21 protein-coding genes are annotated in these 24,865 nt (G+C 58.9%); 12 read left to right on the plus strand and 9 right to left on the minus strand.

What is annotated here, in order from left to right:
* Positions 1 to 91: 91 nt before the first annotated feature.
* Entirely contained in the window at positions 92 to 3,940 is a 3,849-nt protein-coding gene (locus HK44_RS08115; protein WP_019691602.1) for a sensor domain-containing protein, read from the minus strand.
* 285 nt (positions 3,941 to 4,225) lie between these two features.
* Here HK44_RS08115 and ettA point away from each other — a divergent pair, with 285 nt between their 5' ends.
* Positions 4,226 to 5,890, plus strand: a complete 1,665-nt coding sequence (ettA, locus tag HK44_RS08120; protein WP_019691603.1) for an energy-dependent translational throttle protein EttA — start codon at positions 4,226 to 4,228, stop codon at positions 5,888 to 5,890.
* An 80-nt stretch (positions 5,891 to 5,970) separates the two neighbouring features.
* Here ettA and HK44_RS08125 read toward each other — a convergent pair whose 3' ends face one another.
* The 3 genes from HK44_RS08125 to HK44_RS08135 all read right to left on the minus strand — a co-directional run bounded on the left by HK44_RS08125 (position 5,971) and on the right by HK44_RS08135 (position 9,135).
* Positions 5,971 to 6,462, minus strand: a complete 492-nt coding sequence (locus HK44_RS08125; protein WP_019691604.1) for a GreA/GreB family elongation factor — start codon at positions 6,460 to 6,462, stop codon at positions 5,971 to 5,973.
* A 244-nt stretch (positions 6,463 to 6,706) separates the two neighbouring features.
* Positions 6,707 to 8,560, minus strand: coding sequence for an Lnb N-terminal periplasmic domain-containing protein (locus tag HK44_RS08130; protein ID WP_019691605.1), 1,854 nt, complete (start codon positions 8,558 to 8,560; stop codon positions 6,707 to 6,709).
* An 86-nt stretch (positions 8,561 to 8,646) separates the two neighbouring features.
* Positions 8,647 to 9,135, minus strand: a complete 489-nt coding sequence (locus tag HK44_RS08135) for a DUF3015 domain-containing protein (protein ID WP_019691606.1) — start codon at positions 9,133 to 9,135, stop codon at positions 8,647 to 8,649.
* A gap of 278 nt (positions 9,136 to 9,413) precedes the next feature.
* On the opposite strand from HK44_RS08135, the gene HK44_RS08140 reads away from it, so the two are divergent.
* Positions 9,414 to 11,858, plus strand: coding sequence for a Lon protease family protein (locus HK44_RS08140; RefSeq protein ID WP_019691607.1), 2,445 nt, complete (start codon positions 9,414 to 9,416; stop codon positions 11,856 to 11,858).
* A gap of 384 nt (positions 11,859 to 12,242) precedes the next feature.
* The gene (locus tag HK44_RS08145; protein ID WP_019691608.1) at positions 12,243 to 12,584 is read left to right on the plus strand and encodes a hypothetical protein; all 342 of its coding nucleotides are present in this window, start codon (positions 12,243 to 12,245) and stop codon (positions 12,582 to 12,584) included.
* A 4-nt stretch (positions 12,585 to 12,588) separates the two neighbouring features.
* On the opposite strand, the gene HK44_RS08150 is transcribed toward HK44_RS08145, so the two are convergent.
* Complete coding sequence (locus HK44_RS08150) at positions 12,589 to 14,418, minus strand: hypothetical protein (protein WP_019691609.1); 1,830 nt, start codon at positions 14,416 to 14,418, stop codon at positions 12,589 to 12,591.
* Positions 14,419 to 14,579: 161 nt separating this feature from the next.
* On the opposite strand from HK44_RS08150, the gene HK44_RS08155 reads away from it, so the two are divergent.
* From HK44_RS08155 to HK44_RS08165, 3 genes are all read left to right on the plus strand, one after another.
* Positions 14,580 to 15,068 (plus strand): TIGR00645 family protein, encoded by a 489-nt coding sequence (locus tag HK44_RS08155; protein ID WP_019691610.1) that lies wholly within the window; start codon positions 14,580 to 14,582, stop codon positions 15,066 to 15,068.
* A 255-nt stretch (positions 15,069 to 15,323) separates the two neighbouring features.
* Positions 15,324 to 15,614 (plus strand): DUF6482 family protein, encoded by a 291-nt coding sequence (locus HK44_RS08160; RefSeq protein WP_019691611.1) that lies wholly within the window; start codon positions 15,324 to 15,326, stop codon positions 15,612 to 15,614.
* 130 nt (positions 15,615 to 15,744) lie between these two features.
* Complete coding sequence (locus tag HK44_RS08165) at positions 15,745 to 16,362, plus strand: FKBP-type peptidyl-prolyl cis-trans isomerase (RefSeq protein ID WP_019691612.1); 618 nt, start codon at positions 15,745 to 15,747, stop codon at positions 16,360 to 16,362.
* A gap of 132 nt (positions 16,363 to 16,494) precedes the next feature.
* On the opposite strand, the gene HK44_RS08170 is transcribed toward HK44_RS08165, so the two are convergent.
* The 3 genes from HK44_RS08170 to HK44_RS08180 form a co-directional block, all read right to left on the minus strand.
* Positions 16,495 to 16,752: a PA4570 family protein gene (locus tag HK44_RS08170; RefSeq protein WP_020723531.1), complete on the minus strand. Its 258-nt coding sequence runs from the start codon at positions 16,750 to 16,752 to the stop codon at positions 16,495 to 16,497.
* A gap of 205 nt (positions 16,753 to 16,957) precedes the next feature.
* A complete protein-coding gene (locus HK44_RS08175; RefSeq protein WP_019691614.1) occupies positions 16,958 to 17,299 on the minus strand; it encodes a zinc ribbon domain-containing protein YjdM in 342 nt (113 codons plus the stop codon).
* Positions 17,300 to 17,479: 180 nt separating this feature from the next.
* The gene (locus tag HK44_RS08180; RefSeq protein WP_019691615.1) at positions 17,480 to 18,448 is read right to left on the minus strand and encodes a polyprenyl synthetase family protein; all 969 of its coding nucleotides are present in this window, start codon (positions 18,446 to 18,448) and stop codon (positions 17,480 to 17,482) included.
* Between the two features lie 378 nt (positions 18,449 to 18,826).
* On the opposite strand from HK44_RS08180, the gene rplU reads away from it, so the two are divergent.
* The 5 genes from rplU to HK44_RS08205 all read left to right on the plus strand — a co-directional run bounded on the left by rplU (position 18,827) and on the right by HK44_RS08205 (position 22,571).
* Positions 18,827 to 19,141 (plus strand): 50S ribosomal protein L21, encoded by a 315-nt coding sequence (rplU, locus tag HK44_RS08185; RefSeq protein ID WP_003176051.1) that lies wholly within the window; start codon positions 18,827 to 18,829, stop codon positions 19,139 to 19,141.
* Between the two features lie 35 nt (positions 19,142 to 19,176).
* Positions 19,177 to 19,434 (plus strand): 50S ribosomal protein L27, encoded by a 258-nt coding sequence (gene rpmA / locus HK44_RS08190; protein WP_003176049.1) that lies wholly within the window; start codon positions 19,177 to 19,179, stop codon positions 19,432 to 19,434.
* A 195-nt stretch (positions 19,435 to 19,629) separates the two neighbouring features.
* The gene (gene cgtA, locus HK44_RS08195) at positions 19,630 to 20,853 is read left to right on the plus strand and encodes an Obg family GTPase CgtA (RefSeq protein WP_019691616.1); all 1,224 of its coding nucleotides are present in this window, start codon (positions 19,630 to 19,632) and stop codon (positions 20,851 to 20,853) included.
* 123 nt (positions 20,854 to 20,976) lie between these two features.
* Positions 20,977 to 22,095 carry a glutamate 5-kinase gene (proB, locus tag HK44_RS08200; protein ID WP_019691617.1) on the plus strand — a complete coding sequence of 373 codons (1,119 nt, stop codon included), beginning with the start codon at positions 20,977 to 20,979 and terminating at the stop codon, positions 22,093 to 22,095.
* An 11-nt stretch (positions 22,096 to 22,106) separates the two neighbouring features.
* Positions 22,107 to 22,571 carry a CreA family protein gene (locus tag HK44_RS08205; RefSeq protein WP_019691618.1) on the plus strand — a complete coding sequence of 155 codons (465 nt, stop codon included), beginning with the start codon at positions 22,107 to 22,109 and terminating at the stop codon, positions 22,569 to 22,571.
* A gap of 184 nt (positions 22,572 to 22,755) precedes the next feature.
* On the opposite strand, the gene rpsT is transcribed toward HK44_RS08205, so the two are convergent.
* A complete protein-coding gene (gene rpsT / locus HK44_RS08210; protein WP_003185593.1) occupies positions 22,756 to 23,034 on the minus strand; it encodes a 30S ribosomal protein S20 in 279 nt (92 codons plus the stop codon).
* 251 nt (positions 23,035 to 23,285) lie between these two features.
* On the opposite strand from rpsT, the gene murJ reads away from it, so the two are divergent.
* Positions 23,286 to 24,824, plus strand: a complete 1,539-nt coding sequence (gene murJ / locus HK44_RS08215; protein ID WP_019691619.1) for a murein biosynthesis integral membrane protein MurJ — start codon at positions 23,286 to 23,288, stop codon at positions 24,822 to 24,824.
* Positions 24,825 to 24,865 lie beyond the last annotated feature (41 nt).

Below are 24,865 nucleotides of genomic sequence, written 5' to 3' on the forward strand. Positions count from 1 at the left end.
GTGTGTCAGGTGGAGCACGGTTGTGGTTTTGCGACTGCTTCGCCCGAGCGCGGACCGGCCGGCGGGAGCAAGCTCCCTCGCCACAAAGATTTCAGTCAAGCATGAACAACGCATCATTGCTGAACTGCGCTTCGAAGCGACTCGCCGGCATCGGGCGGCCGAACAGATAACCCTGTACCTCGTCGCAGCTGTGTTCGCGGAGGAAGTCGAGCTGTTCTTGGGTTTCCACGCCCTCGGCGATCACCGCCAGATTCAGGCTGTGGGCCATGGCAATGATCGCTCGGGCAATCTGCGCGTCCTGTTCGCCGGACGGCAGGCCATCGACGAAGGTCCGATCGATTTTCAGTACGTCGATCGGGAACTGCTTCAAGTAGTTCAGTGATGAATATCCAGTGCCGAAGTCGTCGACGGCAATACTCAGGCCCAGGTTTTTCAGCCCGGCGAGAATCTGCATGGCTTCGCTGACTTCACGCATCAGGATACTTTCGGTCAGTTCCAGCTCCAGGCAGGCCGGTGGCAGGCCCGTGTCCTTGAGGATGGTGGCGATGCGCGTCCCGAGCTGGCCGTCGGAGAACTGCCGGGCAGAGATGTTCACCGAGACTTTCGGGACGCGGACCTTGCTCTGGTGCCAGCTCTTGAGCTGACGGCAGGCCTCGCTGATCACCCAGTCACCGACATCCACCACCAGCCCGAGCTCTTCGAGTACTGGAATGAAGTCTCCCGGCGGCACCAGTCCGCGACGTGGATGCCGCCAGCGCAGCAGGGCTTCGGCGCCGGTCAGGCGTTTACCGTCGCCGCTGAATTGCGGTTGGTAGTACAGAACAAATTCGTTTTGCTCAAGGGCGTGGCGCAGGTCGCTTTCCAGTTCCAGACGCTCGAGGGCGCTGGCGTTCATGTCCGCCTGATAGAACTGGAAGTTGTTCTTGCCGCGCTCCTTGGCGTGGTACATCGCCGTGTCGGCGTTTTTCATCAGTTGGCTCAGTTCGTTGCCGTCCTGCGGACTCAAGGCGATGCCGATACTGGCGGTGACAAAGAACTCGCGGCCTTCGAGGACAAACGGTTTCACCAGGCTGGCAAGGATCTGCTCGGCCACGTGAATCGCCCGGTTCAGCGCGATCTCACGGTTGGCACGCGGTTGCAGAAGCAAGGTGAACTCGTCGCCGCCCATGCGCGCCACCGTGTCGTCATCGTCGACGCAACCGAGCAGGCGGATGGCCATTTCCTTGAGCATGCGGTCGCCGGCGGCGTGGCCGAGGGAGTCGTTGATCGGTTTGAAACGGTCGAGATCAAGAAACATCAGCACGACCCACGACTTTTGCCGCTCCGCCGATTGCAGTGCGGTGTGCAACCGGTCCTGGAACAAGGTGCGGTTGGGCAGGTGGGTCAGGGCGTCATAGTAGGCGAGGCGGTGAATCCGTTGTTCGCTGGCCTTGCGCTCGCTGATGTCACTGAAAAAGCACACGTAGCTGGCGAGGTCGCCTTCGTCATCGAGTACTGCCGTAATGCCGACCCACGCCGGGTAGTGTTCACCGTTGCGACGCTTGAGCCAGACTTCGCCTTCCCAGGTGCTGTGCTGATGCAGTTGCTTGAGCACATAGCGCAGGTGAGCTTCCTGCTGATCATCGACGGTCAGCATATTCGGCAACTGGTCGAGAACCTGTGCTACTTCATAACCGCTGACGCGGCTGAAGGCTTCGTTGGCCTGCACGATGTAGCCGGCCGGGTCGGTGATCAGAATCGCTGACGTCGAGTGCTCGAAAACCGTCGCGGCCATGCGCAGGTCTTTCTCGGCGCGGCGCTGCTGGCTGATATCGCGACCGACCCCGAGCACGCCTTCGAACGCGCCGTGTTCATCCCAGACCAGGACCAGGCGCAGTTCGATCGGGATCTTGCGTCCGTCGGCACGCAAGCAGTCGAACAGGAACAGCTGGGTTTGCACCTGAGTGCGCAGTTGCGCCAGTTGCCCGGGGTTATCCAGAACCTTGCTGACCCGGTCCATCAGGCTGTAGATGCCGGTCAATTGTTGCGGGTTGGCGATGGTTGATTGCCAGCCATTCTGGAAGATCCAGTCAACGTCATAACCGAGCACGGTATTTACCGACGGGCTGACGTAATTGAGCGAGAGTTTGCTGTCGGTGGAGAAAATCACGTCGCTGATGCTTTCAGCGAGCATCCGGTAACGCTGCTCGCTGTCGCGCAAGGATTCGCTGGCTTCGATCTGATCGGTAATGTCTTTGGCCACGCCAATGATGCGGGTGACCTGGCCGTGTTTGTCGCGCGCCAGCGCCTGCTCGCGGATTTCGAAACACCGCCATTGACCGTCGCGATGGCGAAAGCGCAGCTGGCACTGCAGCAGTTGGGTGTAACCGGCCTGGCGCTGTCCCTGACGCAAGCGGTGGTAGTGATCGGCATCTTCGGGGTGCAGCAGAATCTCCCAGAAGTACTCGCCCATCTGGTGCAGTTCGGTTTTGCTGTAACCCAGCGTCTGGCCCAGGTGATGGTTGCTGAAAATCATCCGCTGGCTGATCACGTCCTGCACGTAGAGGTGATCCGGGACGGTGCGCACGACATCCGACCAGAAGCCTTCACGCTCCAGCAGCGACAGCTCGACAAGCTTGCGGCTGGTGATATCGCTGATGCTGAGGATCACTGCTTTGGCGTCGTGCTGTGCTTGCGGCAAATGCAACACCAGCCACAGATGCTGGTCGTGGCCCTGGCGGTCCTTGAGCTTGATTTCCAGTTCCAGCTGTTTGTGCTGGTTGAGCACGGCGTCGAGCAGCTGGTTGCCAATGGCATTGCCATCCAGTGGTCCGCCTTCGATCAGCAGTTTCCAGGCTTGTTCGCCGGACTGGACGTTGAGCAGGTGCAAGGCAACCTGGTTGACCTCGGTGATGCGCAACTCTTGCAGCAATTGCTGGCGTTGTTCGGTGTTCTCCAGCCATCGCCGCAATTGCTCGCTGGTGTGCAGTTGCGCCTTGTCGAGGCAGGCTTTGAGCCCGGAGAGATCCAGTACGCAGAGCGCAACACCGGTGCCGTCGAAAATGTCCCGATAGCGCCGACGCCCGTCGTGCACCTGACGCTGGCGTCGGCGCATGTTCAACAATGCGATGAGCGGTAGCAGCGAGAAGGCCAGGCCCAGCAGGCATTTGCCGATAAGCACCGGCAGCAGTTGTTCGAACACTCGTTGCCGGTCAAACAGCCCGCGTAACTGCCAGTCGCTGTTACTGAGTGGCACGACCAGCACGCTGTTCGCCAGGTCATTGGCGTTTACCGTGTCCGGTTTGTTCGAGGGCAACCCGTCGTCACGGCTGATGATCTGTTGGTTGATGCGGTTTTCCACTACCCACAGCGGGCGGACTCCTGTGTCACTCTGCTTGGTCAGCGAAGAGAAAAACGTCGGCCGCAGGCGCAAGACCCAGTAGCCGCGCGTGCTGCCGCTGGCCTGGTGCAGTAACAGGTTCACCACCGAGCCGTCGTTGGCATTGCTGAAGTAATGCACCTGCGTGTGACTGCGTCGGACCAGATCGCTCAGGTAGTCCGCATCCTGGCTGTCGCTGGCGCTGTCACTGAGGATTTTTCCCGAGGGACTGAGCAGCGCCAGGCTGAGTAAATCAGGCAAGGACCGCTGCAGTTTGCGCAGCAACGCCTGTTGCTGATCAACGGTCTGCGGTTGTTCGACGATCGGTAGCAGATTCAGTGCGATCTGAGCGTTGAGCGCCATGTTCAGACTGACTTGCGCGGCCAGATCGGCGGTGTAGTCGATGGTGTACTGGCGCTGGCTTTTCTGGGTTTCGCTCAGTTGGTCGAACAACTGCCAGAGCAGCAATCCGATCAACAGCAGGACAAGCGTCGCCAATGCACCTTTCAAGGTGCCGCGCAGGGGCGATCCGGTCGCAGGACTCAGTGCGCTCACGGACGAAGGCGGAGTGACATTGGACAAACTGTTATCCTGCGGTTTGGCTGGATTGGCGCGACGTGCACTATAAGCCGGACGCCCGGAGGGCGGCTAGCATGCCTTGAGTTGTGGCAAAGTGCCAGCCCCTCTCGGCTGGACTGCCTTTCATCATTAAGGTAGCTTTGCCGGTTACGCGGGAGCGTTCCAGCTCTTAGACTCAGGCTTTTTTCGCGCGCACGTATTGATAGCCATCAATCGCTGGCGGCGCGTTTGGCCTGGCCCGGGCTTCGCCCGTGCTTATATTCATCAGTCACTGACCCTAGGTTCTCCATGGCTCAATACGTCTTCACCATGCATCGGCTGGGCAAAGTTGTTCCGCCGAAGCGGGAAATCCTGAAAAACATTTCGTTGTCGTTCTTCCCAGGCGCCAAGATCGGCGTGCTCGGCCTCAACGGCTCGGGTAAATCCACACTGTTGAAAATCATGGCCGGCGTCGACACCGAGTTCGACGGCGAAGCCCGTCCGATGCCGGAACTGAACATCGGCTACCTGCCGCAAGAGCCGCTGCTGGACCCGACCAAGACCGTGCGTGACGTGGTCGAGGAAGCGGTCAGCGTGATCAAGGACGCGCAAGCTCGTCTGGATCAGGTCTACGCCGAATACGCCGACCCGGATGCCGACTTCGACAAACTGGCCGCCGAACAGGCCAAGCTCGAAGCCATCCTGCAGGCGGGCGACGGTCACAACCTGGATCGCCAGCTGGAAGTCGCTGCCGATGCGCTGCGTCTGCCGGCCTGGGATGCCAAGATCGAACACCTGTCCGGTGGTGAAAAACGTCGCGTGGCCCTGTGCCGCCTGCTGCTGTCCGCACCGGACATGCTGCTGCTCGACGAACCAACCAACCACCTGGACGCCGACTCCGTGGCCTGGCTGGAGCATTTCCTCCACGACTTCCCGGGTACCGTGGTTGCGATCACGCACGACCGTTACTTCCTGGACAACGTCGCCGGCTGGATTCTGGAACTTGACCGCGGCGCCGGTATTCCTTACGAGGGCAACTATTCGGGCTGGCTGGAAGCCAAGTCCGATCGTCTGGCCGCCGAATCCAAGCAGCAGTCAGCCCATGAAAAGGCCATGAAGGAAGAACTGGAGTGGGTGCGCAAAGGCGCCAAGGCCCGTCAGTCGAAATCCAAGGCGCGTCTGCAACGCTTCGAAGAAATGCAATCGCAGGAATTCCAGAAGCGCAGCGAAACCAACGAGATCTACATCCCGGCCGGTCCTCGCCTGGGCGACAAGGTCATCGAATTCAAGAACGTTACCAAGGGCTATGGCGATCGCGTGTTGATCGACAACCTGTCGTTCTCCATGCCTAAAGGCGCCATCGTTGGCGTGATTGGTGGTAACGGTGCGGGTAAATCCACGCTGTTCCGCATGCTGATGGGCAAGGAACAACCGGATTCGGGCACCATCGAAGTCGGTGAAACCGTGCAACTGGCCTGCGTCGACCAGAGCCGTGAAGACCTGGACGGCAGCAAGACGGTGTTCCAGCAGATCTCCGACGGTTCCGACCAGATCCGCATCGGCAACTACGAGATCCCGTCGCGCACCTACGTCGGCCGTTTCAACTTCAAGGGCGGCGATCAGCAGAAATTCGTCAAGGACCTGTCCGGTGGTGAGCGTGGTCGCTTGCACCTGGCCCTGACCCTGAAAGAGGGCGGCAACGTCCTGCTGCTCGACGAACCGTCCAACGACCTCGACGTTGAAACCCTGCGTTCGCTGGAAGAAGCCCTGCTGGACTTCCCGGGCGCCGCCATTGTGATCTCTCACGATCGGTGGTTCCTTGACCGCGTCGCGACTCACATCCTGGCGTACGAAGACGACTCGCAAGCAGTGTTCTTCGAAGGCAACTACACCGAGTACGAAGCCGACCGCAAAAAGCGTCTTGGCGATGCCGCTTCCCAGCCACACCGGGTGCGTCACAAGAAACTGGCCTGATCGGCTGGTTGCATGAAAAACGGAGCCTTCGGGCTCCGTTTTTTTGCGCGTCACTCCCAGGCCAGGGTGCGTGGTTCAGTTCAGTTCGGCTCGATGCGGATGATTTCGATCAACTGATCGCCGGCCGGTCGTTGCCAGAGCACTTCGTCGTTCAGCTGTGCGCCGAGCAGCGCCCGTCCCAGCGGTGAGCTCCAGTTGATCAGGCCTTTGGCGGCATTGGCCTGATCTTCGCCAACCAGTTGCACGCGTCGTTCGGTGCCCCGTTCATCGGCGTAGGTCACCCAGCTGCCAATCTGAACCTTCTTGGTAGAAGTGGCCGGTGTCACCACTTGAGCGCTTTGCAGGCGTTGCTTGAAGTAACGCAAATCACGCTCGAGATCGGCCAGCCACTGTGGGTCAGCCTCCTCGCGGGCCGATTGTTCGCCGTGCAGGTTTTGCAACTCGGCGACTTTGGCCTGCAGCAGGGCGAGGCCTTCGGGCGTGACGTAGTTGGGCTGAGTGCTGACCTGGCGTTCTACCGGCTGGTCGGCTTGTGGGGTGGCGTTATCTTCATTGACGAAAGCGCGGCTCATGGCGGTTCTCCCTGAATGGGTTTTCGGCCATCGTCGCAGGCTTCTGGTTTCGAAGGTTATCCCAAAACGACCTGCTGCGAGCGATAAGGAATGGCCGATGGAGCAAATCGGCAAGTGGCGAAAAGAAAGATCAAAAGATCGCAGGCTTCGCCAGCTCTTACGAGTGAATCGAGATCCCCGTAGGGGCTGCCGAAGGTTCGGGCCGCGTTCGGACGATCTTTCTGGCAACGCTGCACTGCTCGAGTCAATAGTGATACCACTTCACCTCAAGCATAACTTCATTTTCGGGGGAAGCGAGGTGGCTGAACTCGCGCTGGGCACTCAGGCGCAGGCCGAGGTTACGCGACAGTTCCCACTGCTGGTTCAGACTCAGGCTGCGCCGCACTTCACCGTTAGTGAAGTAATCCCCTTTGGTTTCCAGGCTTAGATTACCCAGCGGGTTCTTCCACAGTACACCGCTGTTGAAACCGGCTGCGGGCGCGATGAAACCGGCAAAGTCGCTGTTGTGCTCGATGCGCACGGTGCCAAGGGCAAAGCCCAGTACGTCGTCGCCCAGTTGCCAGGTGCCGCCGGCGCCGCCGTTGACATGGCTGACCAGGGTTTCATCGTCATGCTTTCCCGGTACCCGTTCCAGGCCGCCGGTGACTTGCCAGGACCAGGGTTGCAGCAGCTCATTACGCGGGGTCAGTGAGCGGATGGTCGCCAGGTCCAGTTGCTGCAATTGCCAGTGATTGCCTTCGTACTGGCGCAGCTTCATCTGGAGAATTTCAATCTGCGCGCCAAGGGGGAAGCTTTCGGCGTTGTCGTCGAGGTCGTGATAGGCCATGCGCAGGCCATATTCACCAAAGGCTTTGTCGCCTCGGGTGCCGATACCGGCCTGCCACGTTCGCGATTCGTGACCGTCTTCCGGCAGGCCGGGGCGTTCGATGGGCAGCTCCGGTGGCGGGTTCTGGTTGATCGCCCGCAGCAGCTCGAAGCTGCGTTGCGCGCGCTGTGGATCGCGTTCCTGGCCGTTGGCGCGGTAGCGCTCAAGACGGTAGGCCGCGTCGATGATCAATGCCTGGCGATCACGTGGCAGAGCCTTGAAGGTCGGTTCCTGCAAGCGTTTCTGGTCGGCGCTGACCTTCAACACCCATTGCTGCTCATCGTCGGTGAGCGGTTTGGCACGGCTCAACAGCTCACGTTCGCGGGACGGGCGGTAATCGATTTTTTCCACCAGTCCGGCGTCTTTCACGGCTTTGACGGTGTCGGTGGGAATCGCGGTCAGCGGGAATTGTTCGGTGAGCCTGAGGCCCGGTCTTGCGACTTGCAGCAACTCCAGCAAGCGGTAGGAGCAGTTTTCATCAAAGAAGAAATAATCGAACTGAATCTGTTTGAGCTCCCAGACATGCTCGACCATGCGCTCGGTTTCTGCCTGCGTCAGGTTCAACCGGTATTCCCACAGATCGCGGTTTTCCAGGCTGCGGTATTCCGAGAGTTTTTCCTGGTAGGGCACCAGCGCGAACAACCCCGGATAGCCGCCCATCAGGCCTTTCCAGGCATACAGAATGCTGTTGTCCGACCCTTCGATATAGGCGCCGAAATTGATCGCGTAACTGAGCAGGGCGGTGTGGTCGGTTTGTACGTCAGCCTGATCGATGCGCAACAGGGTGTGGCCGAACATCGATGACGGACTGTTCAGATAGGCTGCCGGAAAGATCATCACCGCGCTGTGGGGCGATACGTCCTTGAACCATTGTTTGAACTCGCTGCAATCCACCGTCGGCAAATCGTTCAGGTTCAGTTGGGCTTTCAACCAGCGGGTACGCGCCGGGTAAACACATTGCGCGTGTTGCTGGCCTTTGCTGGCCGGGGCGTAGAGCGCTTGTACGGTGGCTGCCAGCTCTGCGTCGGGATGCTCGGCGCCGTTGGCTGCCAGGAAGAATTTCTTGTCGCTGACATAGCTGCGCCAGCCGCCGAGTTTTGCGCTTTCGTAGTGGCCCAGGGAAATCCAGAACCGGTCGTTGGCCAGTTGCTGCAAACGTTGGTTGTCGATCAGAGGCGCGGCGGACAGCGGGGCGCAGACAAACAGCGCCAGACAGGCAAGACGTTTGAGCATGGTGGGCTACTTAATTCAAAAAAAAGACCCAATAGTCGGGTCCAAAAAGCAAAACCCGCCCGGGTGAGGGGCGGGTGAGGTCGAGCTTAAGCCGGGGTGGCATATTTGGCCAGACGAGCATCGCCTTTGAGCACGGCCAGGGTATTGGTGTGCACGTCTTCAGCGGTCACGTCAGCCTTGCTGAAAATCTGCTGGAAGTGCTCGTGGGTGACCGTGGCGAAATACGCGCGGTCTTGCGGTGCGACGCCCAGTACCACGGCATAGGTGGTCAGCGCTTCGCCGGACCCCTTGGCCATGTCTTCGGACAGTTCGTTCATCATGCCGTTCATGGCAAACCAGGACTTGCCGCCGTAGGTCAGCGCAGCGTTGGTGGCGCAACCGTTGGTGCCGGATGTCATGCCGAAAGTGGCGTTGCCAGAAGTGCCGTTTGTGGTGGATGCCAGGAAGTGCGCCGGGGTGCCTCGCTGACCTTCGAACAGCATGTTGCCCCAACCGCAATCCGGACCGCCTGGCGCCTGGGCCATGGCGTTGAGGGATGCAACGGTGAAGAGAGTACCAAGAAGAATCCGTTTCATAGCTGTGTTCTCTTTTGTTTGCGTACCAATGGACAGGGGTTCTGGCGCCGCTCCGACGCCATTGGGCTGGTGATTGGTCCAGCCGAGCAGTTTGGAGTCTAGGCACGATCCGGGGGTTCCGTGATTTTTTGCCAAACATTCCCAGTAACCATTGATTTAGCCCTGGTCCGTCCAGGGTTTGGCGCTTGACTATGCTTTTACCCAAGGCGCGCCTTGCCAGTCGGGCACGGGCAGCGCCAGAATGCCTTCAATTGCCCCGCCTGATGTAAGGAAGCCCGATGCCTGATCCTGTTGCTGCCAGCTTGCGTCTAGCGCCTGAAGCGCTGACCCGTCCGTTTTCCGCTGAACAGTTCAGCTTCTCTACCACCAATGAGCTGGAGCCTTTTCGCGGCGTGCTCGGCCAGGAACGTGCGGTTGAAGCCTTGCAGTTCGGCGTGGCCATGCCACGCCCCGGTTACAACGTGTTTGTCATGGGTGAGCCCGGCACTGGCCGGTTCTCTTTCGTCAAACGCTACCTGAAAGCCGAAGGCAAACGCCTGCAGACCCCGGCGGACTGGGTCTACGTCAACAATTTCGATGAGCCGCGCGAACCTCGCGCACTGGAGTTGCCGTCGGGGACGGCCGGTGCGTTCATCACCGACATCAACAGCCTGATCGACAACCTGCTGGCGACGTTTCCAGCAGTCTTCGAGCACCCGTCCTATCAGCAAAAGAAAAGTGCCATCGACCGCGCCTTCAATCAGCGCTACGACCGCGCCCTGGACGTGATCGAGCGCCTGGCGCTGGAGAAAGAGGTCGCGCTGTACCGTGACAGCACCAACATTGCCTTCACCCCGATGAGCGAAGGCAAGGCGCTGGATGAGGCGGAGTTCGCCCAGTTGCCGGAAGCCGTTCGCGATCGCTTCCACGACGATATTTCCGGACTGGAAGAGCGGCTGAACGAAGAGCTGGCCAGCTTGCCGCAGTGGAAGCGCGAGTCGAGCAATCAGTTGCGTCAGCTCAACGAAGAAACCATCACCCTGGCCTTGCAGCCATTGCTTTCGCCGTTGTCGGAAAAGTACGCAGAAAACGCTGCGGTGTGCGGTTACCTGCAAGCGATGCAGGTGTATCTGCTCAAAACGGTGGTAGAGCAACTGGTCGATGACAGCAAGACCGACGCGGTCGCCCGTAAATTGCTCGAAGAACAATATGGCCCGAGCCTGGTGGTCGGTCATCCGCACAGTGGCGGTGCCCCCGTGGTGTTCGAACCGCACCCGACTTACGACAACCTGTTCGGCCGTATCGAGTACAGCACTGATCAGGGGGCGCTCTATACCACCTATCGGCAGTTGCGTCCGGGTGCGCTGCATCGGGCCAACGGCGGCTTCCTGATTCTGGAAGCCGAAAAAATGCTCAGCGAACCCTTTGTCTGGGATGCGCTGAAACGGGCCTTGCAGTCACGCAAACTGAAAATGGAATCGCCGCTGGGCGAGCTGGGCCGACTGGCCACGGTGACCCTGACGCCGCAACATATTCCGTTGCAGGTCAAAGTCGTCATCATCGGCGCACGCCAGCTGTATTACACGCTGCAAGACCTCGATCCGGATTTCCAGGAGATGTTCCGGGTACTGGTGGACTTCGATGAAGACATCCCGATGGTCGACGAGAGCCTCGAGCAGTTTGCTCAGTTGCTCAAAACCCGGACCTCGGAAGAAGGCATGGCGCCGCTGACCGCCGATGCGGTGGCACGTCTGGCGACTTATAGCGCGCGGCTGGCCGAGCATCAGGGGCGTTTGTCGGCGCGCATTGGCGATCTGTTCCAGTTGGTCAGCGAGGCGGACTTCATTCGTGATCTGGCCGGTGACGAGATGACCGACGCCGGGCACATCGAGCGTGCGCTCAAGGCCAAGGCCACCCGCACCGGACGCGTGTCGGCGCGGATTCTCGATGACATGCTGGCGGGGATCATCCTGATCGACACCGCGGGTGCGGCGGTCGGCAAGTGCAACGGGTTGACGGTGCTGGAGGTCGGCGACTCGGCGTTCGGCATACCGGCGCGAATCTCCGCCACGGTTTACCCCGGTGGCAGTGGCATCGTCGACATCGAGCGTGAGGTCAACCTCGGGCAGCCGATCCACTCCAAGGGCGTGATGATCCTCACCGGGTATCTGGGCAGCCGTTACGCTCAGGAATTCCCGTTGGCGATTTCGGCCAGTATCGCGCTGGAACAATCCTACGGTTACGTCGATGGTGACAGTGCATCGCTGGGCGAGGCGTGCACGTTGATTTCGGCATTGTCGAAAACCCCGCTCAAGCAGTGCTTCGCGATTACCGGCTCGATCAACCAGTTCGGTGAAGTGCAGGCGGTGGGCGGGGTCAACGAGAAGATCGAAGGCTTCTTCCGTCTTTGCGAGGCGCGCGGTTTGACCGGCGAGCAGGGCGCGATCATCCCTCAGGCCAACGTCGCCACGTTGATGCTCGATGAGCGGGTGCTGGCGGCCGTGCGTGCCGGGCAGTTCCATGTCTACGCGGTGCGTCAGGCCGATGAAGCATTGAGCCTGTTGGTGGGCGAGCCGGCCGGCGAACCGGACGAAGAGGGTCAGTTCCCTGAGGGCAGCGTCAACGCTCGCGTGGTGGAGCGCTTGCGGGTGATCGCGGAAATGATCAGCGAAGATGATTTGAAAGAGGCCGAGAAGGAGCATGCGCAGGCGCAGGAGGCATTGGTTGCGGCCAAGCCTGCCTGATACCGGAAACTGCACACAGCCATTGTGGCGAGGGAGCTTGCTCCCGCCGGCCGGTCCGCGCTCGGGCGAAGCAGTCGTAAACTGGTGCACGCGCTCTGACTGAAGAACCGCGTTACCGATTTCAGGGCCGCTTCGCAGCCCAGCGGGAGCAAGCTCCCTCGCCACGGGGTTTGTGCATGGCGCTGGGTCGTCATTGTGATAGCGCTTTTTGCCGCCCGGGTGACGTCAAAAAACCAACAACGACCATTCGGCGCCTTCTAAGCTCCGTCAACTTGCTGACTCGACTTTTCTTCTATGCTCAGGACAAGGACATCGACAGTCATCACTGGATCGAGACAGCCTTCGCGTGGAGGCTGAATACCCGATTTACCGAGGGTCGCCGCCATGCCGCGCAACCTCTGCCTCACCCGCCAATGCCTGGGCCTGGTTACCCGTATCGAGTGCAGTATTCGCCCGCTTGCGGGGGACACCGGTATGTGGACCTTGTTGTTTGCCGCCGGAATGGCCGGCGAGCAACCTTCCGCCATCAAGGCCCAAGGCCCGTTTCATGGTCCTTTCGTGGCCGAATCGATACTCGATACCATCGTTGAAAGCCTGACCCTGCACGGTTATCAACTGGCCGATGACCCGCAAATCTGGTGTTTGCACTTGCAAGCCCAGCTGCGGGAAATCAATGGTGGACGCTGCCGAAATCCGGGTGGTTTTCAGTTCAACCCCGAGCATTAGTGAGCTATTCGACAGGGTTGGGGTTTTCGGCCTTGTCGAGCTTGACCTCGAATCCATATTCGACGGTATTGAGGTTGGTGCGCTGGTAGGTTTCCAGGCTGCTCGGCTGGCCGTAGAAATAATGCACCTCAAACATTGCCGGGCCTTCTGCGCTGGCGTCGTGGCTGACCGCAAGAATCTCCTTCAGGTAATTACCGCTCGCGTCCTTGGCGAAGAAGCGCCAGTTCTGGGCGGGGAATACTTTCTGGTCAACCACCAGGGCGTTGCCCTTGAGCTCCAGGCCTTTGGGCAGTTTCTGGGTGTCGAGGTTGTCTTTTGCAATATTGGCCAAAAACAACGGCATCGAGCCGACAGCATACGCCGGCGTTTCGGGGAACAAGGTCAGGTCGTACGTGATGGTGGCGCGCAGCGGGTCGATTTCGAAGGCCTCGGCTGGCAATTCGATAGGCTCGCCACGTTTGCCCTTATCGTCCTGGGTGAAGAAGGTCACGGGGGTGTCGCCAGGGCTGAATGAGGAACCGAGCAGTTCGTCGTTGAAGGTTTTCGGGTGATCGAATTCGATGCGTGCCGCACTGGCGTCCTCGACGGACTGATTGACGTGGATGTTCTTTTTCAGCTGTTCCTCATCCAGTGTGGCGCCTTTGAGCCAGGTTGCGGCCTGATCGTCGTACACGACCACGGGCGGGTTGAGGCTCTGGATGGTTTTATCCGTGGTATTGCGGTCGAAGCGGCGTACTGGCAGTTCCAGATCTTTGCGGGTCACGGTGACGGCCGAGAAGTCGAGGACGTTGACTTCGAGGTTTTCGATGGGGCCGTTGAAGTACACCTTGGTGTAATGATGAGTCTGCTTGTGCTCGAACGCCTGTTGCTCGTCTTCGAGCTGTTTTTCGAACGCATCGCTCCAGGCGGTCTGCTTCTGCATCTCGGCCAGTTGTTTTTGATAGAACCCGATTTGCGCGGCATCTTCGTTGATCGAGCCAGAGCGTGAGAGAAGCTGCCCGGTCGTGTCCCTGGCCTGGACAATCAGCGGATTGAGCGGGGTATCGCTGACGTCTGGCGCCAGTGCCGCGCTGTTGTTGACTTCGACCTCGGCGTAGTTCTTTTCGAGGGCCCGCAGGGTGACGCTGATGTTGTCGTCAGTGCGGGTCTGGCCCACGTCCTTTTTCGTCAGGTTGAAGGTGAATACCTTACGCGGTGCAATGACCTCTACTTTACCTTTCAGGATTGTCGGTTGCGGCTGGCTTTTGCTGTCGATGTTCTCGCCCTCGACAAAAGGGTAGGCCACCGTCAGGTCATCCGGATTGGTCAGGCTGGCGCTTGAAGGGCTCAACTGAATGCCGGGATCGGTTTCCGACCATTCGGGCTGGAAGGGGATGACCTTCTTGTTGCTCAGCGTGACCGACTGCCATTCCAGCCCATGCGGGAAGGGAAACTCGGAAGGCATGTTGAAATTGAAGGGGAACACCGGCTGCAAGTCGGTCAGGTAGTCGGAGCTGGAGTCCTTGCGCAATACGAACAGGCCGTTGATGTAGGTGTCGACCAAGGCTTGGGGGGTTGGATAGTGCTTGAGCAGGGCCATGGCGTCTTCGCCGTATTCGGTGGCGATCGGCTTGATGGCAAGCTTTTGCTGTGCGCGCTCGAGCAGCAGTAACGAGCCGCCGAGATTGGCCACGGCATCCTTGAGCTGCGGATCCTGAATCGCGTCCAGCGACTTCTCGAACTGTGCGGTCTTTTCCTCGAGGCTTTGCGGGCGCTTCTCATCGCTGGGTGAGCAGCCGCCGATCAATACCGCAAGGCAAAGGCCGACAGTCGTTAAAGGCAATCGCAAATCCATTTTCCGGTTTTCCTCTACAGCGCAAATAAACGATGCGAATGCTTTGGACACTAGCAGAAAAACGCTTTGGCAGACTCGCAGGTTGTGGATTTGTCTGCGGTTTATGGGGTTTTGAGCGGCTGATATACTCGCCGCCGTTTAAAACCCTTGTGTGAGATTCAATGGAACGTTTTGTCGAAAATGCAATGTACGCCTCGCGCTGGCTGCTGGCGCCGATCTACTTCGGTCTGTCCCTGGGCCTGTTGGCCCTGGCGCTGAAATTCTTTCAGGAAGTCTTCCACGTTATTCCCAACGTGTTCTCGATGGCCGAGTCCGATCTGATTTTGGTGCTGTTGTCGTTGATCGACATGGCGCTGGTGGGCGGTTTGCTGGTGATGGTGATGATTTCCGGCTACGAAAACTTCGTGTCCGAACTCGACATCGATGAAGGTAAGGAGAAGCTCAACTGGTTGGGCACGATGGACTCCTCTTCCCTGAAGATGAAAGTCGCGGCCTCGATCGTGGCGATTTCCTCGATCCACCTGTTGCGCATCTTCATGGACGCCAGGAACGTCGATCCCGAGCACCTGAAGTGGTACGTGATCATTCACATGACCTTCGTGATCTCGGCGTTTGCCATGGGTTACCTGGACAAGCTGACCAAGCACTGATCCGCTTTGGAATGTCCCCTGTGGCGAGCGAGCTTGCTCGCGCTCGGCTGCGCAGCAGTCGTAAAACCTGAGGGCGCGATTTACCTGATTAACTGCATTGGCAGGTTTCAGGACCGCTTCGCGCCCCAGCGCGAGCAAGCTCGCTCGCCACAGCCATTGTGAAACGGACGGGCGGCGGCGTTTGCGGCTTGTGCTTTCGTGCGCCGAGGCATATCCCTGTAAGTGTCTTGGCTCGCCATTGCGCGGGGTGCGCTCATGAACCTGCAAGAATTGAACGCCTATGCCATCGCCGGGAAGGTCGATGAGCTGAATCTGATCTCGATGGAAGGCGGGATTTATCTGTTGGAGGCTCGGATACATGGCGCGGCTCATCCAATCGTCGACACCCATGGGCAAACACTGCATTTGCGCTCGGTGGAACATGCTCGTGAAGTCCTTCACGCCTTTCCCAAGCTGACATTCAACCTGATTCACACCTCAGTGCACGACGAGATGTGCGGTCTGGGCACCAGCGGGGAAGAGAGCCTGAAGGTGCCCATCTCCTGATAGCGCTGACAGCCCTGATCACCGCAATGGCATCTGTGCTAGTCTGCTTGCCCTTTTGGTTCCGGGCGCTCCGGGATGCGCTGTGCACGCACGGCAAAGTCCCGAGCCGTCCGCACAGCGGAGCAGTGTCATGTCCGAAGTAAATCTGTCCACCGACGAAACCCGCGTCAGCTACGGTATTGGCCGTCAGTTGGGCGACCAACTGCGCGACAACCCGCCACCGGGTGTTAGCCTGGACGCGATCCTGGCCGGTCTGACCGACGCATTCGCCGGTAAGGAAAGCCGAGTGGGCCAGGAAGCAATGTCCGCCAGCTTCAAGGTTATCCGCGAAATCATGCAAGCCGAAGCCGCTGCCAAGGCTGAAGCTGCCGCTGGCGAAGGTCTGGCATTCCTGGCTGAAAACGCCAAGCGTGACGGCATCACCACTCTGGCTTCCGGCCTGCAGTTCGAAGTACTGACTCAAGGTGAAGGCGCCAAGCCAACCCGTGAAGATCAAGTGCGCACCCACTACCACGGCACGCTGATCGACGGCACTGTGTTCGACAGCTCCTACGATCGTGGCGAGCCTGCAGAATTCCCGGTTGGCGGCGTGATCGCCGGCTGGACCGAAGCCCTGCAACTGATGAACGCCGGTAGCAAATGGCGCTTGTACGTGCCGAGCGAACTGGCTTACGGCGCACAAGGCGTTGGCAGCATTCCGCCGCACAGCGTTCTGGTGTTCGACGTCGAGCTGCTCGACGTTCTGTAATACCTGGCCTGTTGTTATGCCGGGCTAATGTGGGAGCGAGCCTGCTCGCGATGGCATCACCTCGGTTTCACAGGAAAACCGAGTTGACCGCATCGCGAGCAGGCTCGCTCCCACAGTCTTTTGCGGCGCTTGTCATAGTTCGATTTTGTGGTGCAGGTCATTCATTGGGCGCAATGCCCGGGCGTAGCAGAATAGGAACAGGTTGCGTACCAGCTCCTTGAGTACCACCGGTTCGCTGGAACTCAGGCCATTGAGGTCGAGGTCGCCCTGGTCTTGCAGCTCACTCAAGGCTTCTTCTTCCAGTACCGCACACACTTCCCCGGTTTCCCGATGCAGGATCCTGAGGTACGGGTGTGGGCGATCCAGCCATGCATCGATCAAGTAAGTCATGATGCTCATCTCCTTTTTAATGGTTTTATGAGAATAATTCCTATTCAATTAATAGCAAGTACCTATTGGTGGTTTCTGCTGTTTTCTGTAAGGGAATTGCTGAGGGTCAAAGCGGCTGGCGTTTTGCTATTGGGCGGGATTGTTGGGGGATCAGGCGAGGGTGAGGCTCCATCCCACGCAGAGCGCGGGATGGAATACAGCGGGTTCAGACTTTTCTGACGAACTCGGATTTGAGCTTCATCGGGCCGATACCGTCGATCTTGCAGTCGATGTCGTGGTCGCCATCGCACAGGCGGATGTTCTTGACCTTGGTGCCGACCTTGACCACCAGCGATGTGCCCTTGACCTTGAGGTCCTTGATCACGGTGATGGTGTCGCCATCTTGCAGGACGTTGCCGACCGAATCCTTTTTCACGGCTTCATCGGACGCCGCTTCGGCTTCGCCATTGGCGGACCACTCGTGGGCGCACTCCGGGCAGATCAGCTGGGCGCCGTCTTCATAGGTGTATTCGCAATTGCATTTCGGGCAGGGTGGCAACGTGCTCACTAGGGCTCCTTGGATTCAGGATGGCTAAAAAGCGCACATTATATAGGGTTTTGCCCGGAAGGTGGCTGCCCCTGTGGGAGCGAGTCTGCTCGCGATAGCGGTGTGCCGGTCAACATTGATGTTGAGTTCGACTCCGTCATCACGAGCAGGCTCGCTCCCACATGGAGAATTACCAAGCGATCAGTGCGTGCGGGCGACTGCAAACTCGCTCAGCTCGACCAATGCATCCCGGTATTCGCTGGCAGGCAGCATTTCGAGGCATTTGATCGCACGGGCCACGTAATCGCGGGCCAGCTGTGCGGTGTAGTCCAGAGAGCCCGAGGCTTCCACGGCAGCGCGGATGCTTTCCAGGTCTTCGATGCCACCTTTCTGAATCGCCTTGCGTACCAGTGCCGCTTGCTCTGGCGTGCCTTCGCGCATGGTGTAGATCAGCGGCAGGGTCGGCTTGCCTTCGGCCAGATCGTCACCGACGTTCTTGCCCAGGGTTTCTGCGTCGCCTTTGTAATCCAGCAGATCGTCGACCAGCTGGAAGGCCACGCCGAGGTGGTCGCCAAAGGTGCGCAAGGCTTCGCTCTGTTCTGGTGTAGCGCCAGCCAATGCCGCGGCACTGTGGGTCGAAGCCTCGAAAAGCATCGCGGTTTTGCCGCGGATGACTTCCATGTAGGTTTCTTCAGTGGTGCTGGCGTCGCGCACCTTGGACAGCTGCAGGACTTCGCCTTCGGCGATGATCCGCGTGGCTTGCGAGAGAATCTTCATCACCGGCATCGAGCCCAGCTCGACCATCATCTCGAACGAGCGCGAGTACAGGAAATCACCGACCAGCACGCTTGGGGCGTTGCCCCACATGGCGTTGGCGGTCGAGCGGCCACGGCGCATGCCGGACATGTCGACCACGTCGTCGTGCAGCAGGGTGGCGGTGTGCAGGAATTCGATGGTGGCGGCCAGCAGGCGCATGTCGTCGCCTTCGCGACCCAGGGCCTTGCCACACAGCAACACTAATAAAGGCCGCAGGCGTTTACCGCCAGCCGAAGTGATGTAGTCGCCGATTTTCGATACCAGCGGCACTCGGGAAGTCAGCTGCTTCTTGATGATGCCGTCGACGGCGTTAAAATCATCCGCCACCGCGCGGTAGAAAGCTTGGGGTTGCATCAGCGACAGTCGCTCCAGAAGGGTTGCGCGGCATGCTAGGACCCACGTCCGGGCCTGTCAAGGCGCGGTCAGACACCATGAAAGCTGCTGCACTCGGTAATCCTGCGTCAAAAGCAGGCTCGGAATGCTCATTTACAACTCGTAAACTCCGCTTCCTCGCCTGCTTTTTCCTTGTCTTCCCTTCGTTCGCGACGCTTTCAGGGCGTCTGAAGGCCACTTGCAACGCGCTCGTGGCTTGCGTACAATCGCGCACCCTGAACTTCCTGGGCAGCACCTGCCTTACGCAATTGCATTTGGGTCGTTCCATCCCATGCAGCCATGCCAGCCAATACCTCTTCTTATAAAGAGCTGGGTGAGCAGGATTATCGGAGAAATACCATGTCGTACGCAGTAATCGTTACTGGTGGCAAGCAATACAAGGTCGCCCCAGGTGAATACCTGAAGATCGAGAAACTGGAAATCGCTACCGGCGAATCCGTAACTTTTGATCGCGTTCTGTTGGTCGCCAATGGCGATGACGTGAATATCGGCGCTCCAGTTGTTGCTGGCGCTACCGTTGTGGCTGAAGTGATCTCCCAAGGTCGTCACGATAAAGTCCGCATCATCAAGTTCCGTCGTCGTAAGCACCACATGAAGCGTATGGGCCACCGCCAGTGGTACACCGAGATCAAAATCACCGGTATTCAGGCTTAATTTCAGCCTAATTCCTCACTAGGAGAATTGAACTCATGGCACACAAAAAAGCTGGTGGTAGTACCCGTAACGGTCGCGACTCAGAAGCCAAACGCCTTGGCGTGAAGATGTATGGCGGCCAGAAAATCATTCCGGGCAACATCATCGTGCGTCAGCGCGGCACCCAATTCCACGCCGGTTACGGTGTTGGCATGGGTAAAGATCACACCCTCTTCGCGAAAATCGAAGGCGTGATCAAGTTTGAAGTAAAAGGCGCGTTCAACCGCCGTTACGTGAGCGTTGTCGCGGCTTAATTGCGCGATCGCTGGAAAAGCCCTGTCTTGCGACGGGGCTTTTTCGTTTGTGGGGTGAGTCTCTTGCAAAACTGTTTGTATGGGCTGCCGGCGCTGGATTGTGCGGTCGTTGATTGAGGTCGCTGCGCTCATTTTTGCAAGAGTCTTATGTCTTAGTGTTTTTCGGCTCGTCCGTATGGCGAGAGGCGTTTTGTTATGAAGTTTGTTGATGAAGTATCGATTCGAGTAAAGGCTGGCGACGGTGGCAATGGCTGCATGAGTTTTCGTCGGGAAAAATTCATCGAAAACGGCGGTCCTAACGGCGGTGATGGTGGCGACGGCGGCTCGGTCTACATGATCGCCGACGAAAACCTCAACACCCTGGTCGACTACCGTTACACCCGGCACTTCGATGCCGAGCGTGGCGCCAACGGCGGCAGCACTGACTGCACCGGTAAAAAAGGTGAAGAGCTGGTCCTGCGGGTTCCGGTCGGCACCACGGTCATTGACTCTGCTACGCAAGAAGTCATTGGCGACCTGACCAAGGCTGGTCAGCGTCTGTTGGTGGCGCATGGCGGCTGGCACGGTCTGGGTAACACCCGTTTCAAATCCAGTACCAACCGCGCGCCGCGCCAGACTACGCCAGGCAAGCCAGGCGAGCAGCGTGACCTCAAGCTGGAAATGAAGGTGTTGGCCGACGTCGGTCTGCTGGGCTTGCCGAACGCTGGCAAAAGTACCTTTATTCGTTCGGTTTCGGCGGCCAAGCCGAAAGTTGCCGACTATCCGTTCACCACGCTGGTGCCAAACCTCGGTGTGGTTAGCGTCGATCGCTGGAAAAGCTTCGTCATTGCCGACATTCCGGGTCTGATCGAAGGTGCTTCCGATGGCGCGGGCCTGGGGATTCGTTTCCTCAAGCACTTGTCGCGTACCCGTCTGTTGCTGCACCTCGTCGACATGGCGCCACTGGATGACACCAGTGCTCCAGACGCAGCTGAAGTCATTGTCAGCGAGCTGACCAAGTTCAGCCCTTCGCTGGCTGAGCGTGACCGCTGGCTGGTGCTGAACAAGTGCGACCAGATCCTTGAAGAAGAGCATGAAGAACGGGTCAAGGAAATCGTTGATCGTCTGGAGTGGACCGGTCCGGTCTACGTAATCTCGGCCATTGCCAAAGAAGGCACCGAGCGCCTGACGCGCGACATCATGCGTTACCTGGAGGATCGTGCCGATCGTCTGGCTAACGACCCGGTCTACAAGGAAGAGTTGGCCGATCTCGATCAGCGCATCGAAGACGAAGCCCGTGCCCAGTTGCAGGCGCTGGATGACCAGCGTGCCCTGCGTCGCAGCGGCGTGAAGTCGGTCCATGACATCGGTGACGATGACTGGGACGAAGAAGATGTGGATGATGAAGATGGTCCGGAAATCATTTACGTGCGCGACTGATTCGTTGCAGTAAACTTAAGCGCCGCTCTATCGAGCGGCGTTTTGGTATCTGGAAATCGGTAGTCACGAATAACGTTACGGGCAGCGCTGGGTCGCGCTGTCCTCAAGCTAAGGTTGAAGATGATGCGGAGCAAGGTGACAGGTGCGCAGCGTTGGGTCGTGAAGATCGGCAGCGCTTTGCTGACGGCTGATGGCAAGGGTCTGGATCGCGCAGCAATGAGCGTCTGGGTTGAGCAGATGGTCGCGCTGCATGAGGCGGGTGTCGAGCTGGTGCTGGTGTCCTCGGGGGCGGTAGCGGCAGGCATGAGTCGCCTTGGCTGGACCGCACGACCCAGTGCGATGCACGAGTTGCAGGCGGCTGCCGCCATCGGTCAGATGGGGTTGGTGCAGGCCTGGGAGTCGAGCTTTGCCGAGCATGGCCGGCACACGGCGCAGATTCTCCTGACTCACGATGACTTGTCCGATCGCAAGCGTTACCTCAACGCCCGCAGCACCTTGCGTGCGCTGGTCGAGCTCAAGGTCATTCCGGTGATCAACGAGAACGATACGGTGGTCACCGACGAAATCCGTTTCGGCGACAACGATACGCTGGCGGCGCTGGTGGCCAACCTGGTCGAGGCTGACCTGTTGGTGATCCTCACTGATCGTGACGGCATGTTCGACGCCGATCCGCGCAACAACCCTGACGCCAAGCTGATTTACGAAGCGCGCGCCGATGATCCGGCGCTGGATGCGGTCGCGGGTGGCACTGGCGGTGCGTTGGGTCGTGGCGGTATGCAGACCAAATTGCGTGCGGCGCGTCTGGCGGCACGTTCGGGGGCTCATACGATCATCGTGGGTGGGCGTCTTGAGCGTGTGCTGGATCGTTTGAAGGCGGGCGAGCGCATCGGCACCTTGCTGTCGCCTGAGCGCGGCCTGCTGGCGGCGCGCAAGCAGTGGCTGGCTGGACACTTGCAGACTCGCGGCACACTAGTGCTGGATGAGGGGGCGGTCACGGCGTTATCGCAGGGCAATAAAAGTCTGCTACCGGTTGGCGTCAAGCTGGTTCAAGGCAGCTTCCGTCGCGGCGAAATGGTGGTGTGCGTGGCGCCCGACGGTCGTGAGATTGCCCGTGGCCTGGCCAACTACAGTGCGCTTGAGGCGCAAAAAATCATCGGCCAATCGTCTGAGGCGATTGTCGGTTTGCTGGGTTACATGGCGGAACCGGAGTTGGTTCACCGCGATAACCTGATTCTGGTTTAAGGAAAACGCGAATGCGCATGGCAAAAGGGTTGTTGGGGTTGCTGTTGGCGATGCCGCTGTTGGCGTCGGCGGAAGAAATCGGTCAGGTATCGACCGTGTTCAAATTCGTCGGGCCGAATGATCGTATCGTCGTCGAGGCCTTTGATGATCCGAAAGTCGATGGCGTGACCTGCTACCTGTCGCGAGCCAAGACGGGCGGCGTGAAGGGTGGCTTGGGGTTGGCCGAGGATCGGTCGGAAGCGTCCATCGCGTGTCGTCAGGTCGGGCCGATCAGCTTCAAGGGTGAGCTCAAGGATGGTGAAGAGGTGTTCAAGGAGCGCACGTCGCTGGTGTTCAAGACCATGCAGGTGGTGCGTTTCCTCGACAAGAAGCGCAACACCCTGGTGTACCTGGTCTACAGCGATCGCCTGATCGAGGGTAGTCCGCAGAATGCCGTAACCGCGATTCCGATTTTGCCGTGGGCACACGCTCAGTAATCTGGCGCAATACCCTGTGGGAGCGAGCCTGCTCGCGATGAGGCTGTAGCATTCAACATCATTGTTGGCTGCTGTGCCGCCATCGCGAGCAGGCTCGCTCCCACATTTTTTTTGGGGGTGTGCTCGCCAAATCGCAGGCAATAAAAAACCGACCCTGGGGTCGGTTTTTTAATGAGCGTGTCGCTTAGGCAGCAGCGGCAACGTTCAGAGCCTTGACGTGGCCATTCAGGCGGCTCTTATGGCGAGCAGCTTTGTTCTTGTGGATGATGCCTTTATCGGCCATACGGTCGATAACTGGCACGGCCAGAACGTAAGCAGCTTGCGCTTTTTCAGCGTCTTTTGCGTCGATGGCTTTAACTACATTCTTGATGTAGGTACGAACCATGGAACGCAGGCTGGCGTTGTGGCTGCGACGCTTCTCAGCCTGTTTTGCACGTTTTTTGGCGGAAGGTGTGTTGGCCACCGTCGAGCTCCTCGAAAGACTTTTTAGGAAATAGCAAACAAAATAGGCCGCGAATCATGCCGATGAGTTGAAGTCTTGTCAAGGGCGGGTGATGCGTTCCGCTGAGTGGTCGATCTAAAGAGGCGGGATATTTATTTCCGGCGCTTGACCTGTAAACTCGCGAGCTTTGGCTCTGTGCTGTTGCGGCGCGGAGTATCGCATAAGTGGGCGGTTTGTTCGCCTGCTGTTTATCGACAGGCAAAAACTCTTCAATGAACCTGCTTAAATCGTTGGCCGCCGTCAGCTCTATCACGATGCTTTCCCGGGTTCTGGGGTTCGTCCGTGACACGCTCGTCGCACGCATATTTGGCGCCGGGATGGCCACAGACGCCTTCTTTATCGCCTTCAAACTGCCCAATCTGTTGCGGCGAATCTTCGCCGAAGGGGCGTTTTCCCAGGCCTTCGTGCCAATTCTGGCGGAATACAAAAGTCAGCAGGGCGAGGAGGCGACACGAACCTTCATCGCTTATGTGTCGGGCTTGCTCACGCTGGTGCTGGCGGTGGTCACGATGCTCGGAATGATCGCGGCGCCCTGGGTCATCTGGGCAACGGCCCCGGGGTTTACCAACACGCCGGAAAAATTCCAGCTGACTTCCAGCCTGTTGCGAGTGACCTTTCCTTATATATTGCTGATCTCGCTGTCCTCGCTGGCCGGGGCGATCCTCAATACCTGGAACCGTTTTTCGGTGCCGGCCTTCGTGCCGACCCTGCTCAACGTCAGCATGATCGTCTTCGCGCTGTTCCTGACGCCGTACTTCGATCCGCCGGTAATGGCCCTGGGCTGGGCGGTGCTGGTCGGTGGCCTGGCGCAATTGCTCTATCAACTGCCGCACCTGAAAAAAATTGGCATGTTGGTGTTGCCGCGCCTGAACCTGCGCGACACCGGTGTCTGGCGTGTGATGAAACAGATGCTACCGGCGATTCTCGGGGTCTCGGTCAGCCAGATTTCGCTGATCATCAACACCATTTTTGCCTCGTTTCTGGTGGCGGGTTCGGTGTCCTGGATGTATTACGCCGACCGCCTGATGGAATTGCCATCCGGCGTACTTGGTGTAGCGTTGGGCACGATTCTGCTGCCGACGCTGGCGAAAACCTACGCCAGCAAGGACCGCCACGAATACTCGCGCATTCTCGATTGGGGCCTGCGCCTGTGCTTCGTGCTGGTGCTGCCGTGCTCGCTGGCGCTGGGGATTCTGGCGGAGCCGCTGACCGTTTCGCTGTTCCAGTATGGTCAGTTCAGCGCCTTCGATGCCTCGATGACCCAGCGTGCCCTGGTTGCCTACTCGGTCGGTTTGCTCGGGATTATCGTGATTAAAGTGCTGGCGCCGGGTTTCTATGCGCAACAAAACATTCGCACACCGGTAAAAATCGCGATTTTCACGCTGGTCGTCACTCAGCTGTTCAACCTGGCCTTGATCGGCCCGTTGAAACACGCAGGGCTGGCCCTGGCCATTAGCGCGGGTGCATGCCTGAACGCCGGTCTGTTGTTCTATCAGTTGCGCAAACAGAAGATGTATCAGCCACAGCCAGGCTGGGGCCTGTTCGGGCTCAAGCTGGTGGTTGCGGTGACGGTGATGTCCGCAGTTTTGCTGGGGGCGATGCATTTCATGCCGGCCTGGGGCGAAGGGCACATGCCGGCGCGCTTCCTGCGTCTGGGGGCTTTGGTTGGTGCTGGTGTGGTGGCCTATTTCGGTATGTTGGCGTTGATGGGCTTCCGTCTGCGGGACTTCAATCGCAAGGCGTTGAACTGAAGACGCGGCATCAATAATCACGGCTCGGGCGCCAGTTTTGT

Source organism: Pseudomonas fluorescens HK44 (assembly GCF_000217955.3).
Taxonomy (GTDB): Bacteria; Pseudomonadota; Gammaproteobacteria; order Pseudomonadales; family Pseudomonadaceae; genus Aquipseudomonas; species Aquipseudomonas fluorescens_AQ.